The organism is Microvirga arsenatis (assembly GCF_009910705.1).
Classification (GTDB): Bacteria; Pseudomonadota; Alphaproteobacteria; order Rhizobiales; family Beijerinckiaceae; genus Microvirga; species Microvirga arsenatis.
Window position 1 is genome coordinate 1 of record NZ_JAAAXJ010000022.1, and the last position, 13,738, is coordinate 13,738.

General features: G+C 64.3%; 13 protein-coding genes. 3 read left to right on the forward strand and 10 right to left on the reverse strand.

The window, feature by feature from the left end:
* Nucleotides 1-782 precede the first annotated feature (782 nt).
* The 3 genes from GR303_RS21615 (at nt 783) to GR303_RS21625 (ending at nt 3,402) form a co-directional block, all read left to right on the forward strand.
* On the forward strand, nt 783-2,321 hold the full coding sequence (locus tag GR303_RS21615) for a PAS domain-containing sensor histidine kinase (protein WP_161726157.1): 1,539 nt from the start codon (nt 783-785) through the stop codon (nt 2,319-2,321).
* The gene (gene fixJ, locus GR303_RS21620; protein ID WP_161726156.1) at nt 2,311-2,922 is read left to right on the forward strand and encodes a response regulator FixJ; all 612 of its coding nucleotides are present in this window, start codon (nt 2,311-2,313) and stop codon (nt 2,920-2,922) included. Before GR303_RS21615 ends, fixJ begins: the two co-directional genes overlap by 11 nt.
* Nucleotides 2,923-3,018: 96 nt before the next feature.
* Nucleotides 3,019-3,402 (forward strand): response regulator transcription factor, encoded by a 384-nt coding sequence (locus GR303_RS21625; protein WP_246205812.1) that lies wholly within the window; start codon nt 3,019-3,021, stop codon nt 3,400-3,402.
* 174 nt (nt 3,403-3,576) lie between these two features.
* On the opposite strand, the gene GR303_RS21630 is transcribed toward GR303_RS21625, so the two are convergent.
* The 10 genes from GR303_RS21630 to ccoN all read right to left on the reverse strand — a co-directional run bounded on the left by GR303_RS21630 (nt 3,577) and on the right by ccoN (nt 13,462).
* Nucleotides 3,577-4,257 (reverse strand): helix-turn-helix domain-containing protein, encoded by a 681-nt coding sequence (locus GR303_RS21630; protein ID WP_161726155.1) that lies wholly within the window; start codon nt 4,255-4,257, stop codon nt 3,577-3,579.
* 139 nt (nt 4,258-4,396) lie between these two features.
* Nucleotides 4,397-5,512: a hypothetical protein gene (locus GR303_RS21635; protein ID WP_161726154.1), complete on the reverse strand. Its 1,116-nt coding sequence runs from the start codon at nt 5,510-5,512 to the stop codon at nt 4,397-4,399.
* A complete protein-coding gene (ccoS, locus tag GR303_RS21640) occupies nt 5,509-5,658 on the reverse strand; it encodes a cbb3-type cytochrome oxidase assembly protein CcoS (RefSeq protein ID WP_161726153.1) in 150 nt (49 codons plus the stop codon). The genes GR303_RS21635 and ccoS overlap by 4 nt, the downstream gene beginning before the upstream one ends.
* A gap of 4 nt (nt 5,659-5,662) precedes the next feature.
* Nucleotides 5,663-7,900, reverse strand: coding sequence for a heavy metal translocating P-type ATPase (locus GR303_RS21645; RefSeq protein WP_161726152.1), 2,238 nt, complete (start codon nt 7,898-7,900; stop codon nt 5,663-5,665).
* 13 nt (nt 7,901-7,913) lie between these two features.
* A complete protein-coding gene (locus tag GR303_RS21650; protein WP_161726151.1) occupies nt 7,914-8,411 on the reverse strand; it encodes a FixH family protein in 498 nt (165 codons plus the stop codon).
* Between the two features lie 4 nt (nt 8,412-8,415).
* Entirely contained in the window at nt 8,416-9,891 is a 1,476-nt protein-coding gene (ccoG, locus tag GR303_RS21655) for a cytochrome c oxidase accessory protein CcoG (protein ID WP_161726150.1), read from the reverse strand.
* A gap of 133 nt (nt 9,892-10,024) precedes the next feature.
* Complete coding sequence (gene ccoP, locus GR303_RS21660; RefSeq protein ID WP_161726149.1) at nt 10,025-10,909, reverse strand: cytochrome-c oxidase, cbb3-type subunit III; 885 nt, start codon at nt 10,907-10,909, stop codon at nt 10,025-10,027.
* Nucleotides 10,910-10,912: 3 nt separating this feature from the next.
* Nucleotides 10,913-11,068 carry a cbb3-type cytochrome c oxidase subunit 3 gene (locus tag GR303_RS21665; protein ID WP_161726148.1) on the reverse strand — a complete coding sequence of 52 codons (156 nt, stop codon included), beginning with the start codon at nt 11,066-11,068 and terminating at the stop codon, nt 10,913-10,915.
* A 12-nt stretch (nt 11,069-11,080) separates the two neighbouring features.
* Nucleotides 11,081-11,815 carry a cytochrome-c oxidase, cbb3-type subunit II gene (ccoO, locus tag GR303_RS21670; protein ID WP_161726147.1) on the reverse strand — a complete coding sequence of 245 codons (735 nt, stop codon included), beginning with the start codon at nt 11,813-11,815 and terminating at the stop codon, nt 11,081-11,083.
* A gap of 12 nt (nt 11,816-11,827) precedes the next feature.
* Nucleotides 11,828-13,462, reverse strand: coding sequence for a cytochrome-c oxidase, cbb3-type subunit I (gene ccoN / locus GR303_RS21675; RefSeq protein ID WP_425487135.1), 1,635 nt, complete (start codon nt 13,460-13,462; stop codon nt 11,828-11,830).
* Nucleotides 13,463-13,738: the final 276 nt, after the last annotated feature.

Here is a 13,738-nt window from a genome sequence, read left to right on the forward strand (position 1 = left end):
CAAAGAGCAAAACCCATCCCAGCAGGGACGGAAAAGAACCTCAAACACCCCGGCCGTCCCGAGCGGACCAGCCAGAGCCCGAAGCTCCCCACAGCACAAGCTCAACAAAGAACCGCGCCGCCGATGAAGCCTATTTAGGCGAGGCCCGGGCTGCTGTCAACGGCCCTCGAAAAGAATTCTGAAGTTCTTTTCGAGACAATGCCCTGCCGGCACAAGTACAGACACAGTCATCCCGTCCGCAGAAACGATGCCGCTTCCGCGCCAAACCCGCCGCAAGGCCAAAACCCCGCAAGCCAATACCAGGCAAAACTCCAGAGGAGCAGGAGGTATGTTCGACAAACCTTCGAACCCCCGATGCTCATAGCATAGCCGGAGAAAGCCTCCGGCCGGACACCAACACGCAAGATCCAGCCGGAGTTTGCACCCCAGGCCAAACGATCCCGCCGTGTTGGAAAAACCCTCAGGCCCAAACAGCCCGAAGATCGCGCCGATATAAACAGTTCGCCGCAAGTTGCAAGAGGGAGCTGCATCGGACGAGGATCATGGAATGAATCGCCTCACCCAGTGTCCGGAGCGAACCCTAAGAGGGATATAATGACGTTCGCGAGACTTACAAGATGCCGTCTTTGCTTCCTGAACGAAGCGAAGCCTATGGGCTCCCCGCCATGCCACGACTGGTCAAAAGATGAAATCCGGGCCATGGAGAACTACATAAAGAGCATCGGACCGCTTGCTGGCATAGGGCCAAGGCTTTCTTCGCTGCATCCTGGAGTGAAACTTCATTGACACAAGCCGTTTCCGCAACCGATCCGCGGCAGCTGCAGCATCGAACCGCCGAAATCCTCCTGGATGCGGTGGCCGATACGGCTCTCCTTGTGCTCGACTCCAACGGCCGGATCGCGAGCTGGAGCCGAGGAGCCGAGCAGATCCATGGGTGGACTCGGGATGAAGTGCTCGGACGGTCGGCCGCCATTCTCTATTCCCTGAGTTCCGACGCGGAGGAAAGGCTGCAGCACGACCTGGATACCGTCCGCAGAAAGGGCCTGTACGAGACTCAGAGCCCACGCGCCCGCAAGGATGGTTCAACCTTCATGGCCCGGGTCACGATCAGCCCCATCGCCGACAGCGCGGCCGGCCAGAACGGTTTTGCCATGATCACGCGCGACATCACGGAATGGATCACAGCCGAGGAGGCCTTGAGGACGCGGGAGGCTCACCTCCGCTCCATCCTGGAGACGGTCCCGGATGCGATGGTGGTCATCGACGAGCAGGCCAGGATCCAGTCCTTCAGCGCGACCGCCGTTCGGCTCTTCGGCTACCAGCCCGAGGAGATCATCGGGGAGAACGTGAAGATCCTCATGCCGGCGCCCTACCGCGAGCAGCATGACAGCTACATGGCGCGCTATCAGAACACGGGGGAGCGGCGCATCATCGGGATCGGGCGCGTGGTGGTCGGCCAGCGCAAGGACGGCTCCACATTCCCGATGGAGCTGGCCGTCGGCGAAATGCGCTCGGGCGGCATCCGGTACTTCACCGGCTTCATCCGCGACCTGACCGAACGCCAACAGACGGAGACCCGCCTGCAGGAGCTCCAGTCGGAGCTCGTGCACATGTCGCGCTTCACGGCCCTCGGCGAAATGGCCTCGACGCTGGCTCACGAGATCAACCAGCCCCTGACGGCGATCACCAACTATCTTAAGGGATGCCGCCGAATCCTGGAGCGGATGGAGGGCGACACGGCTTCCATGCTGCGGGATGCGGTGAACGAGGCCGGCGAGCAGGCCCTGCGGGCGGGTCAGGTGATCCGCCATCTGCGCGAGTTCGTGGCGCGTGGGGAAAGCGAGCGGCACATCGAGAACCTGCCCAAGCTGATCGAGGAGGCAAGCGCGCTTTCCCTGGTCGGCGCGAAGGAGCAGGGGATCCGGGTGACCTTCCAGTTCGACCCGAATGCCCCATACGTTCTTGCGGACCGGATTCAGATCCAGCAGGTGCTGCTCAATCTCATCCGCAACGCAATTGAGGCCATGCAGGAGACCTCGCGCCGGGAGCTCAAGGTGGCCACGCGCCTCGTCGACGACGCTCATGTGGAGCTGTCCGTCGAAGATACGGGGCCGGGTCTGGCTCCCGAGGTTGCCGCTCAGCTCTTCCAGCCCTTCGTGACGACCAAGAAACACGGGATGGGCGTTGGGCTGTCGATCTGCCGGACCATCGTCGAGGCCCACGGCGGCAAGATCTGGGCGGACTCGAAGCAGGGCGAGGGAACCACCTTTCATTTCACGCTAAGGTCGATCAGAGGAGAGGAGATGGCGAATGCCGAGTGATGCTGCCGTGCACGTGGTGGATGATGACGTTGCAGTGCGCAAGTCACTAGCCTTTCTTCTGGCATCTGAGGGGATCCCGGTCCGCCTGCATGAATCCGCCTCTGCCTTCCTCGACGAGGAGATGAAGGGGGAGGCTGGCTGCATCGTCACGGACGTGCGGATGCCGGGGATCGACGGTATCGAGTTGATCCGCCGCCTCAAGGCCCGCGGCGTCACGCTGCCGGTGATCGTGATCACCGGACATGCCGATGTGCCCATGGCGGTCGAGGCCATGAAGGAGGGAGCTGTCGACTTCCTCGAGAAGCCTTTTGGGGACGAGGCTTTCATCGCAACGGTGCGCGATGCTCTCTCTCGCCATGAGAGAAACAGCCATCAGGGAGCGCAAATCGCCCAGATCCAGGCCCGCTTCGAGGCTCTCTCCGAGCGGGAGCGTCAGGTTCTCGACGGCCTCGTCGCCGGCAAGGCCAACAAGGTCATTGCCTATGATCTGGGGATCAGCCCGCGGACGGTGGAGATCTACCGGGCCAACGTCATGGCCAAGATGCAGGCCAAGAGCCTGTCGGAGCTGGTTCGCATGGCTCTGCTGATCGACGCCAGCTGAGTCCTTAAGGACTATTCCGGAGTAGGGCGCTGGCCTGCCCTGTGCATAATGCGCGGCATCAGCTGGGTGCACGGACGCCCACCGCCGTTGAGGATCATGCAGGCTCTCAAGATGTCGCAACTCGCGGGACCGGTTATCGTCGTGGATGACGATGATGCGGTTCGAAACTCCTTGAAGTTCGCCCTGGAGCTTGAGGGCCTGAGCGTGCGCCTGTTCAAGGACGGCGCCGAGCTTCTGGCCGTCCCCGACCTGCCTCGCGGCGGATGCTATGTCATCGACTACAACATGCCCGGCATGACCGGAATCGAGCTGGTTAGGAAGCTCCGGCAGCGACAGATCGACAGCCCTGCGATCCTCATCGCGTCCCAGGTCAACGAGGACCTGCACGGCCGCGCCGCCCGCTCGGGCTTTCGGAGCGTTCTCGAGAAGCCTCTCCATGACAGCGAACTGCTGGACAGCATCCAGGCGGCCCTCGCGTAAGGATTTCTCGCATCCGGCATCGAAGAGTGTGACCAATCCGCCTGTCCGGCGGCTGTTGTTGCGTTCATTCATAGGGGGTAGCAAAAAGCTGCTGGAACCTGCGGGTGTTGTCTCGCAGGTTCCAGCAGCTTTCTCTTCTCAGAACGAAGCCGTAGGGGGCTCCGCTCAGGCTCATCAAGCATTCAGATGCTCGAGGGCGGCCCGGTTGCTCAGCACCACATGGCGTGCGGAGGGAAGCTCGATCATGCCCTGGCGTTCCAACTGGGTGAAGGACCGGGAAACGGTCTCGATGGTGAGGCCCAGATGGTCCGCGATGTCGGAGCGGGACATGGGCAGGTCGAGGGCATCGCCCCCGCTCGTCCGCTCGGCCATGTCGAGAAGGAAGGTCGCGATCTTCTCCAGGGCCGACTTGCGGCCGAGCAACAGCATATGGTTCTGGGCACGCACCAGGGAGCGCATCATGCCCATGGTCATCTCCTGGGCCAGTTGGGAGTCGCTGCCCATGAGAGCGCCGAGATTGCTGCGCCGATAAGCGATGACCACGCAGTCGCCGACAGCCTCGGCGCAGAAGCGGTATTCCTCACCGGCCTCGATGCCGAAGATGTCGCCTGCCAGGTGGAAGGCATCGATCTGGCGGCGCCCGTCGCTCAGGAGCTTCGACGTGCGCACGACCCCGGAGAGAACCTTGTAGACGAAAGCTGCCCGGTCGCCCTCGGCGAAGATTTCCCCATCCTTGGCGTAAGAGTGGACGGCGCCGACCGCAGGAGCATCCGTGGACTTGCGGAACTGCGGGGCTTCCAACGTGAAGAGAGGAAGGGCCGAAGAATTGGCTTTGGTGAGGAGCGCGGACTGCATCGAACCCTCGTGTTCCTGAAGAAGTGACGATGGTTCATGGGTACTGCCGATCAGGCGGAGCTAACATTCAGGTCTGATACCTAAGGAGTTTTCCTGATGTCGTCGCAAGAGGATCCAGGGCTCGCCCCAGGCTGGTGAGCTAGGCGAAAGCGTGGGCTGTAAAGGCGCCCAGAACCGCCCCGATGAGCAGGGTCGCATCGTGGAGGCCGAGGAGGGTGCGTGGCGCAGGACCCCTGTCGTGAACCCAGAGCGTGGTGCCGAGCATCACGAGGGACCAACCCATCCCGACGAGAACGGCAGCGATGGAGAGCCCTGCAAGGGTGCCGGCCAGCCCAAAGATCATGGCTCCCACGGCCAGCAGGGCGCCGCCGGCTGCCGACAGGGGGATAGGCCTCGCCGCTCGGGGAGCAAGGGCCAGGGCCAGGGATGGGGTGTACATGGCGATGACATGCCATGCCACCGCACCCACAACGGCTTGAGATGGAGCGCAGCCGATCACGGCGATGGGAGTTGCGCCCATGAGGGCTGTCATCACGAACCAGCCGAGGGAGCCGACGAGGGTGGGCAGAAGGATCGAGCGCCAGCCCTGCAGGCGGCTGGGCTCGACCTCCTGAATCCGGCGCCTCTGGTACGGCAGGGCTGCGGTTGCGGCGAGGGAGGCCACGTGTGCCAGGGCCGCTGCAGCCGCCGTGCCGGCGAAGGTCCGCGGCACCGCTGCAGCTTCGGCCAGACTGGCAATGGTGGGGGCGAGCAGGCCGGCCAGGGTGGCGGCCCCGAAGACGACCAGAAGTGTGCTTGCTCCCCGGCTGCCCACCGGCACGGCGGCATGGCGGTAGAACAGGCTGAAGCCCCCGGCGATCCCGAGCCAGAAAGCGCCCAGGACGAGGGCGCTGAAGTGCAGGGATACCAGAGCCCAGACGAGAACCAGGCCGCCGGCGGCGCCGAGGCTGGCGCCGAGGGAGAAGGCCGCACGGCGGCCGAATGCGTCGAGGAGCAGGGATGCGGGAAGGCTGGCTAAGGCTGCACCCACATAGAAGGCGGCATAGGGCAGGGTGGCCATTCCCTGGCTGGGGGCCAGGGCCAAGCCTGCCAGGGGCAGGATGCTTAAGGTGAGCACCTGGGCGAGAACGGAGAAGGCGAAACCGGCCGCAAGGAAAGCCGTTCCTCGTCGATCTGGAGCTGTATCGCCCAGGGCTCCAGGCTCGCAGATGCATTCCAACTGCCCCGCCCGGGGCATCGCCGCCAGAGAGGTCATTTGCGAAGATCGTCATCCGACAGGACGCGCACCGCTGCGCCCTGCACGTCGTCGTATTGCCCATTCTTCAGCGACCACATGAAGGCGGCGAGGCCGGTGAGGCCCAGGAGCAGGGCAATGGGGACGAGATAGACCAGAACTTCCATGGGATCAGGCTCCTTGAGCTACCAGATCGATTTGCGCGGAGGCGGGCTCGCCTGCCGGGGCAGGCGCACGGCCGCGCGCCCGAAGGGCATTGAGGGTCACGAGGGTCGACGAACCCGACATGGCGAGCGCGGCAACGAGCGGAGTGACATGGCCGAAGAAGGCGAGGGGAACCGCGATCAGGTTGTAGACCAGCGCGATGCCCAGGTTCTGCCGCATCAGGTGGTGGGCGCGGCGGGAGATCTCGATCGTGTCCTGCACCGGCTGCAGCCGGTCACCGAGGAAGACCGCATCGGCCTGCGCTTGGGTCAGATCGGCGGCGCTGATCGGGGACAGGGACACATGGGCGGCAGCCAGGGCAGGGGCATCGTTGAGGCCGTCGCCGACCATCAGCACCTTGCGGCCTTCAGCCTTCAGAGCTTCGAGCGCCTCGATCTTGTCGGCCGGCCTGCAGCCGCCCCGCCACATCTCGACGCCGAGCGTGGCGGCGATGGGCGCTACGGCCTCGGGTCTGTCTCCGGAGAGGATGCGGCAGTCGAAGCCGCGCCCGCGCAGGGCCGACAGGACGGCGACCGCATCGGGTCGGAGGGCCTGGCGCACCATCAGCACGGCACGCTCCTCGCCCCAAGAGAAGGCGATCACGGAAGCCGTAGGATCCATCGCAGCCATCTCACGGGCCAGCTCCTCCGAGCGGCAGAAGGCCGGGCTGCCGAGGCGCATTTCCACGCCGTCCACCACGGCGCACACCCCTTGGCCGGGCTCCTCGGTCACGCCCTCGAAGGGACGGCGACTGCCTGCCAGCTGCGCCACCGCTGCGGCCAGCGGGTGATGGCTCGACAGGGCAAGGCGGCTCGCCGCCTTGAGGAGATCGGGGGCCACGCTGCCTGCATTGACCACGCTCATCGTCGGCAGGGTCAGGGTGCCGGTCTTGTCGAAGACGATGGTGTCCACCTTGGCCAGCCGCTCGAAGGCGTCTCCTGCATTCAGGAACACGCCGGAGCGGAAAAGGGCGCCGGAGGCGACCACCTGCACCACCGGCACGGCGAGCGCCAGCGCGCAGGGGCACGTGATGATGAGAACCGAGATCGCGGTGATCAGGGCATCGTGAACGGTGGAGCCGGAGGCGATCCAGGCGATGGCGGTCAGAGCCGCCGCCGTGTGAACGATCGGGGCATAAACCTTCGCGACGCGGTCTGCGAACTGCACATAGCGCGACTTGGCTGCTGCTGCGTTCTCCAGAAGCCGCTCGACCTCGTCCAGCAGGGTGCCCTTGCCCGCGGCAGTCACGTGCACGGTCAGGGTTCCGTTGTAGTTCATGCTGCCGGCATAGACCTGGTCCCCGTCCTTCACGGCGCGATGGGCCGTCTCGCCTGTCACGAGACTCTCGTCGACCTCGGAGGAGCCGGAGAGGACAGCGCCGTCGACCGCGATGCGCTCGCCGGGGCGGACGAGCACGCGGTCGCCGGCCTTCAGGGCCGCCGTCGGCAGCAGGACGACCTCGCCGCTCTCCTCAATCCTGTGCGCGACCTCGGCCCGGAACGAGGCGAGGTTGCTCGCGACGGAGCGGGTCTTGCGCCGCATGGCCTGGTCGAGATAGCGGCCGCAGAGCAGGAAGAAGAGCAGCATGACCACCGAGTCGAAATAGGTGTGCTCCGCGGAATTGACGGTCTCGACCACCGACATGCCGAGCGCGAGCAGGATGCCGATGACAATCGGCACGTCCATGTTGGTGCGACGGTTGCGCAGGGCGCCCATCGCGCTCTGGAAGAAGGGCTGCCCGGCATAGGCCACGGCCGGCAACGCGATGAGAGCGGCAAGCCAATGGAAGAAGTCCCGGGTCTCCGGGGTGATGTCGGTTACGTTGCCGGACCACACGGAGACCGCCAGGAGCATGATGTTCATGGAGGCGAAGCCCGCCACGGCCAGGCACTTCAGGAGCCACTTGGCGCGGCGGGTCTCCTCCTCCTCGACCAGCCGGGACTGGAAGGGATGCGCCCGGTATCCGAGCCGCTGCAACTCCTCGACCACGGCCGCAGGGGACAGATCTCTCTCCCGCCATTCGACGGCGAGACGGTGATGGGTGTAGTTCAGCCGCGCGTCCACGACGCCCGGCAATCGGCACAGCCCGCCCTCGATCTCGTCGATGCAGGCGGCACAGTCGATCCCCTCGACGGCAAGGTCGAGATGGGCCGTGCCGTCGTCCTGGCGCTTGACGTAGATGGAAAGGTCGAGGGTTTCGGGCATGGCACCGGATCCCTTAGAGCGAGATGCGGCTCTTGGAGCGGAAGACGGTTTCCGTCTCGCGCTTCAGGTCGATGACGAGGTCCCACTGGCCTTCCGGCATGGGGGTAAGGCACTTGAACTGACCAGGGGTCAGCTCGACCACCTGCAGAATGACATCGCGGCGCTTGTCGGTCGGGTGGGCGAGGCGCAGCTCCGGGGTGAGGCCCGCCAGCGCCTGGCCTTGGGCATCCCGCGCGGTGACGATCAGGCCAGGCATGTCTCCGCGCTGCAGGGAGGCTTCGACGGACCAGTGACGGGCGTCCTGCGCCTGGGCTGCGGCCACGTCGTTCTTGAAGGACAGACCGGCCTTGTAGGCGCTCTCCGTCTCGACGCCGCTGAAGCTCGAGAGGGCAACCCGAACCATGTAGAAGTTCATGGCGAAGACGATGCCGAAGAAGGCGATGAAGCAGATCAGGACGGTGCGCCCGGTGATCGGCCTGGGAGCCCGGCCTGCGGCGGCGTTGGTGGACATGGGACTACCTTTCAGGAGCCTTGAAATGGTCGCTCGTGCTGGCCTTGTCTCCATTGGAGAGATCGGTCAGGACGAAGTGGAGATCGGTGGAGGCCGAGGTCGGGTATGACGTGTCGGTGACGAGCACGCGGGCCTCCAGGGTCTGGTCCGGGCCGACGGTCACGATGGCGCGACCCTGCTGATCGAGCTCACCGCCGACGATGTCGATCTTGGCGTCGGCCAGGCCTTCCACCGTCAGGACATAGCGGCGCTCGTCGAGATGCTTGTTCGCGACGCGGATCGTGAACCCGTTGCGGATCGAGCCGTCGGAAAGGCGGACGAAGAGCGGATTACGGTCGTGCATCACGCTCAGATAGATGTTCTGCCGCAGGGCGAGCGACGTGACCATGATCGAGCCGACCACGGCGATGATGCCGGCGTAGAACAGGGTGCGGGGGCGCACGATGCGGCGCACCTCCGGACGGCCTTCCATCCGCGCCTTGACGTTCATGTCGGTGTCGTAGGCGATGAGTCCTTCCGGGCGGCCGATCTTCGTCATCACCGAGTTGCAGGCATCGATGCACAGGCCGCACTGAATGCAGTCGAGCTGCAGGCCCTTGCGGATGTCGACGCCGGTGGGGCAGACATTGACGCATTGATTGCAGTCGATGCAGTCACCGGCCGGCAACCCCTGCAGCTTCAGAGCCTCGTTCTTCTTCATAGAGCCGCGCGGCTCGCCCCGGTCGTAACGGTAGGTGACGTTCAGGGCATATTCGTCCGTGAGCGCGGCCTGAATCCGGGGCCACGGGCACATATAGGTGCAGACCTGCTCGCGCATCCATCCGGCAAGCGTGTAGGTCGTGAAGGTGAGAATGCCGATCCAGGTATAGGCTAGGAGAGGCGCCTGGAGCGTCGCCAGCTCGTAGACCAAGGTCGGCGCGTCGGCGAAATAGAGCACCCAGGCGCCGCCGGTCCACCAGGCGATCATCAGCCAGACGAAGTGCTTAAGGCTCTTTCGGGCGGCCGTCTGGAGGGTGAGCTTCTGCCGGTCGTTGCGCATCCGCTCGCGGCGGTCGCCCTCGATCCAGCGCTCCACCGCGTAGAACAGGTCCGTCCAGACGGTCTGCGGGCAGAGATAGCCGCACCAGATGCGCCCGGCGACCGCATTCATGAGGAATAGCGCCAGCGACGCGAGAACCAGGAGACCGGTGATGTAATAGACCTCCTGCGGCCAGATCTCGATGAAGAAGAAGTAGAAGCGGCCGTTCGCCAAGTCGACCAGGATGGCTTGGTCCGGCGCGTTGGGACCACGGTCCCAGCGGATGAAGGGCAGGAAGTAGTAGATGCCGAGAGTGACGGCGAGCAGGATCCATTTGATCGTGCGGAAGCGGCCCTTCACCGCCTGAGGGTAGATCTGCTTGCGAGGAACATAGAGCGGAGCCTCGTCGGCAGGGGCCGCGCTGGCTGCTCCAAGTGGATGGGAAAGGGGGGTGTCAGCCATCGAATCCGTTGCAAACCGCTTTGATAGGGTAGCGATGGAATACGACGGGGCTGGCCAAGACACCTTGATTCAAATCAAGCCGCGGCCGGAGGTTGCCCTCCGGCCGCCTGACGGGTCAGAACCCGGATTTTTCTCAGGGCCGCTGGTCGCCGCCCAGGGAATGGACATACAGCGTCAGGGCCTTGATGGTCGTGTCGTCCAAACGGCCGTGCCAGGCCGGCATCACGCCGCCGCGGCCATTGTGGAGACCTTCCATGATCGTCGCCTTGTCGGAGCCGAACAGCCAGATCTTGTCCGTCAGGTTCGGGGCGCCGAGTTCCTGCATGCCCTGGCCCTTGTCGCCGTGGCAGGCCGCGCAGTTGTCGGCATAAACCTTGGCGCCGGCCTTCAGGTCGGCCGACTTGCCGATCGGCAGGCCCGAGAGGGAGAGCACGTAGTCTGCCACGTGCGAGAGTTCCTCGCGCTTGAGCATACCGTCGCGACCGAAGGCCGGCATGGTGCCGGAATGGCCCTGGTCGCTGGTCGAGCGGGCCCCGAACCGGATCGTCTGTTCGACCTGCGCGAGGGAGCCGCCCCACAGCCAGTCGTCGTCGTTCAGGTTCGGGTAGCCCTTGGCGCCCGCGCCGCCGGCCCCATGGCAGGGAGCGCAGTTGTCGCCGAAGGCGGCCTTGCCCTGAGCCCGCGCGAAGGCGAACAGCTCGGGGCTCTGCTTGATCTCGTCGAGCGAGCTGGCGGCGAGCTTTGCCGTCATGCCCGAACGCTGCTGCTTGAGGGCGTTGAGATCAGCCACCACCGCCTCGCGCGAGTGCCATCCGAGAAAGCCCTTGGTGTAGGAGGACACCAGAGGGATGGCAGGATAGGCGATGGCGTAGAGGACCGCCCAGACGATGGTCAGGTAGAAGGTCCAAAGCCACCAGCGCGGCAGCGGATTGTTGAGCTCCTGAATATCGTCCCAGGTGTGCCCAGTGGTGGTGACGCCGGTGACGGCATCGACCTGTTCGTGAGTCTCATGGGCCATGGTTCAGTCCTCCTGGAGAGGCATGCGGGAGGCCGCATCGAAGCGGTCCTTCCGAGAGGGAGCGAGGGCGTAGATCAGCACGATCGCGAAAACGGCGACGAAGTAGATGAGCCCCCAGGTTTGGGCGAATTCAGCGAAGAACTTGTATGCGGCTGGCATGATCGTCTGTCCTCAGCGCACGTTGGCCTTGTTGTCGTAGAGCTTGAAGTCCACCTGCGTGCCGAGCATCTGCAGATAGGCAATCAGGGCGTCGGCCTCCGTGACCTTCTGCGGGTTTCCGTCGAAGTTGCGCGACTGAGCGTTCGGGTAGCGGCTGGCGAGATCGGCCGTGTTCGGATCGTCTGCGTTGGCCTGGGTGCGGATGTCGCTCTCCGCCTTCCTGACCATCTCCTCGGTGTAGGGAACGCCTAGGGTGGCCTGGACCTTCAGGTCCTGTGCGATGGCCTTCGCGTCGAGCTCGGTCTGCTCGAGCCAGGGATAGCTCGGCATGATCGAGCCTGGCACCACGGCGCGGGGATCCTTCAGGTGGTCCCGGTGCCAGTCGTCGGAATACTTGTTTCCGAGACGGGCGAGGTCCGGGCCGGTGCGCTTGGAGCCCCACTGGAACGGCCGGTCGTAGATGCTCTCGGCGGCCAGGGAGTAGTGACCGTAACGCTCCACCTCGTCACGGAGCGGGCGGACCATCTGGCTGTGGCAGTTGTAGCAGCCTTCCCGCACATAGATGTTGCGGCCGGCCAGCTCGAGGGGAGTGTAGGGCCTGATGCCTTCCACCTTCTCGATGGTGCTCTTCAGGTAGAAGAGGGGCACGATCTCCACGAGGCCGCCGATGGAAATGACGATCAGCACGCCGATGATGAGGATGATCGAGTTGGTCTCGAAGATTTTATGACGGGACCAGAGTGACATGGTCGGGTTCCTTTACTCTGCGGCGATCAGCGCGGGCCGGGTGACTTGCACTTCTTCCTCGGCCTCCTGACCGGCCGAGATCGTCTTCCAGACGTTCCAGGCCATGATCAGGGAACCGGCCACGAAGAGCGCGCCGCCGAGTGCACGGATGACGTAGAAGGGATGCATGGCCTCGACGGTCTCGATGAACGAGTACTCGAGGAAGCCGAGGCTGGTGTAGGCGCGCCACATGAGGCCCTGAAGGATGCCCGCAACCCACATCGACGAGATGTACAGGACGATGCCGAGCGTCGAGATCCAGAAGTGCCAGGAGACGGCCTTCATGGAGTACAGCTCCTTCTTGTTCCACAGCCACGGAACGAGGCAGTAGATCGCGCCGAAGGAGACGTAGGCCACCCAGCCCAGAGCGCCGGAATGCACGTGGCCGATGGTCCAGTCGGTATAGTGCGACAGGGAGTTCACGGCCTTCACGGACATGAGCGGGCCTTCGAAGGTCGACATGCCGTAGAAGGCGACCGACACGACCATCAGGCGCAGCACCGGATCCGTGCGGAGCTTGTCCCAGGCGCCGGAAAGGGTCATCAGGCCGTTGATCATGCCGCCCCAGGAGGGCATCCACAGCATGACCGAGAACACCATGCCGAGCGTCTGGGCCCAGTCGGGCAGGGCCGTGTAATGGAGGTGGTGGGGACCTGCCCAGATGTACATGAAGATCAGGGCCCAGAAGTGGATGATGGAGAGGCGGTAGGAATAGACCGGCCGCTCGGCCCGCTTCGGGATGAAGTAGTACATGATCGCGAGGAAGCCGGCGGTGAGGAAGAAGCCGACCGCGTTATGGCCGTACCACCACTGAACCAGGGCATCCTGCACCCCCGACCACACGATGTAGCTCTTGGGCGAGAACGGCGAGACGGGGATCGTCGCGTTGTTGCCCAGATGCAGGACCGCAATGGTCAGGATGAAGGCGAGATAGAACCAGTTTGCCACATAGATGTGGGGCTCCTTGCGGCGCATGACCGTGCCGAGGAAGACGAGGAAGTAGGCGACCCACACGACCGTCAGCCACAGGTCGGCATACCACTCGGGCTCGGCGTATTCCTTGCCCTGGGTGATGCCGAGCAGGTAGCCCGTGCCCGCGATGACGATGAAGAAGTTGTAGCCCAGCACCACGAACCAGGGTGCGATATCGCCGGCGAGGCGGGCGCGGCAGGTGCGCTGCACCACGTAGAACGACGAGGCGATCAGCACGTTGCCGCCGAAGGCGAAGATCACCGCCGAGGTGTGCAGCGGCCTCATGCGCCCGAAGGACAGCCAGGCGGTGTCGAGGTTGAGCGCCGGGAAGGCCAGCTGGGTCGCGATCAGCAGGCCGATCGCGAACCCGGCGATGCCCCAGATGACGGAGGCGACGGTCGCAAACTTGACCGGCCCCATGTTGTAGTTCGGCTTGCCGCCGATGGTGAGCGGAGGCAGCTGAGCGGGACGCTCATGATACCGGTTCACGATCGCGAACACGGACGCGACGCTGGCCGCTGCGAAGAGGTAGGCATGGAAGGCGTATTCAGGGGTATAGGCCTTCGCCGCGATGATGATGCTGAGGAGTGCCAGGCCGGCAAAGGCCAGGGCCGAGCCCGCTTCGCCGAAGGTCATTCCTTTTGAGGGTGCTGCCGCTTGAGCCATAGGCTTCAACCTTTTGGAGATTATCGGCAAAGCCTTGAGCTTTACCGTCAGCAGACTCGTTTATGTGCGACGCACCCAAGAGGCATTGATGCAGATCAAACGAGCGCTGCGCCCACCTGCCATCGTCGGCTGGCCGGGCAGAGCGGTCGACAGCTGCCTAGGGAAATTTACTTTTTCAATCAGTATGTTGCATGATCGTTGCAGCGGCTGCAGGGAGCAGTCGCTCGTGCTAAGGTCCCTATCGCT

Coding starts and splice junctions, on each gene's coding strand:
- fixJ (WP_161726156.1), top strand. CDS start 2,311: ATGCCGAGTGATGCTGCCGTGCACGTGGTGGATGATGACGTTGCAGTG.
- GR303_RS21625 (WP_246205812.1), top strand. CDS start 3,019: ATGCAGGCTCTCAAGATGTCGCAACTCGCGGGACCGGTTATCGTCGTG.
- GR303_RS21630 (WP_161726155.1), bottom strand. CDS start 4,257: ATGCAGTCCGCGCTCCTCACCAAAGCCAATTCTTCGGCCCTTCCTCTC.
- GR303_RS21635 (WP_161726154.1), bottom strand. CDS start 5,512: ATGACCTCTCTGGCGGCGATGCCCCGGGCGGGGCAGTTGGAATGCATC.
- ccoS (WP_161726153.1), bottom strand. CDS start 5,658: ATGGAAGTTCTGGTCTATCTCGTCCCCATTGCCCTGCTCCTGGGCCTC.
- GR303_RS21645 (WP_161726152.1), bottom strand. CDS start 7,900: ATGCCCGAAACCCTCGACCTTTCCATCTACGTCAAGCGCCAGGACGAC.
- GR303_RS21650 (WP_161726151.1), bottom strand. CDS start 8,411: ATGTCCACCAACGCCGCCGCAGGCCGGGCTCCCAGGCCGATCACCGGG.
- ccoG (WP_161726150.1), bottom strand. CDS start 9,891: ATGGCTGACACCCCCCTTTCCCATCCACTTGGAGCAGCCAGCGCGGCC.
- ccoP (WP_161726149.1), bottom strand. CDS start 10,909: ATGGCCCATGAGACTCACGAACAGGTCGATGCCGTCACCGGCGTCACC.
- GR303_RS21665 (WP_161726148.1), bottom strand. CDS start 11,068: ATGCCAGCCGCATACAAGTTCTTCGCTGAATTCGCCCAAACCTGGGGG.
- ccoO (WP_161726147.1), bottom strand. CDS start 11,815: ATGTCACTCTGGTCCCGTCATAAAATCTTCGAGACCAACTCGATCATC.
- ccoN (WP_425487135.1), bottom strand. CDS start 13,462: ATGACCTTCGGCGAAGCGGGCTCGGCCCTGGCCTTTGCCGGCCTGGCA.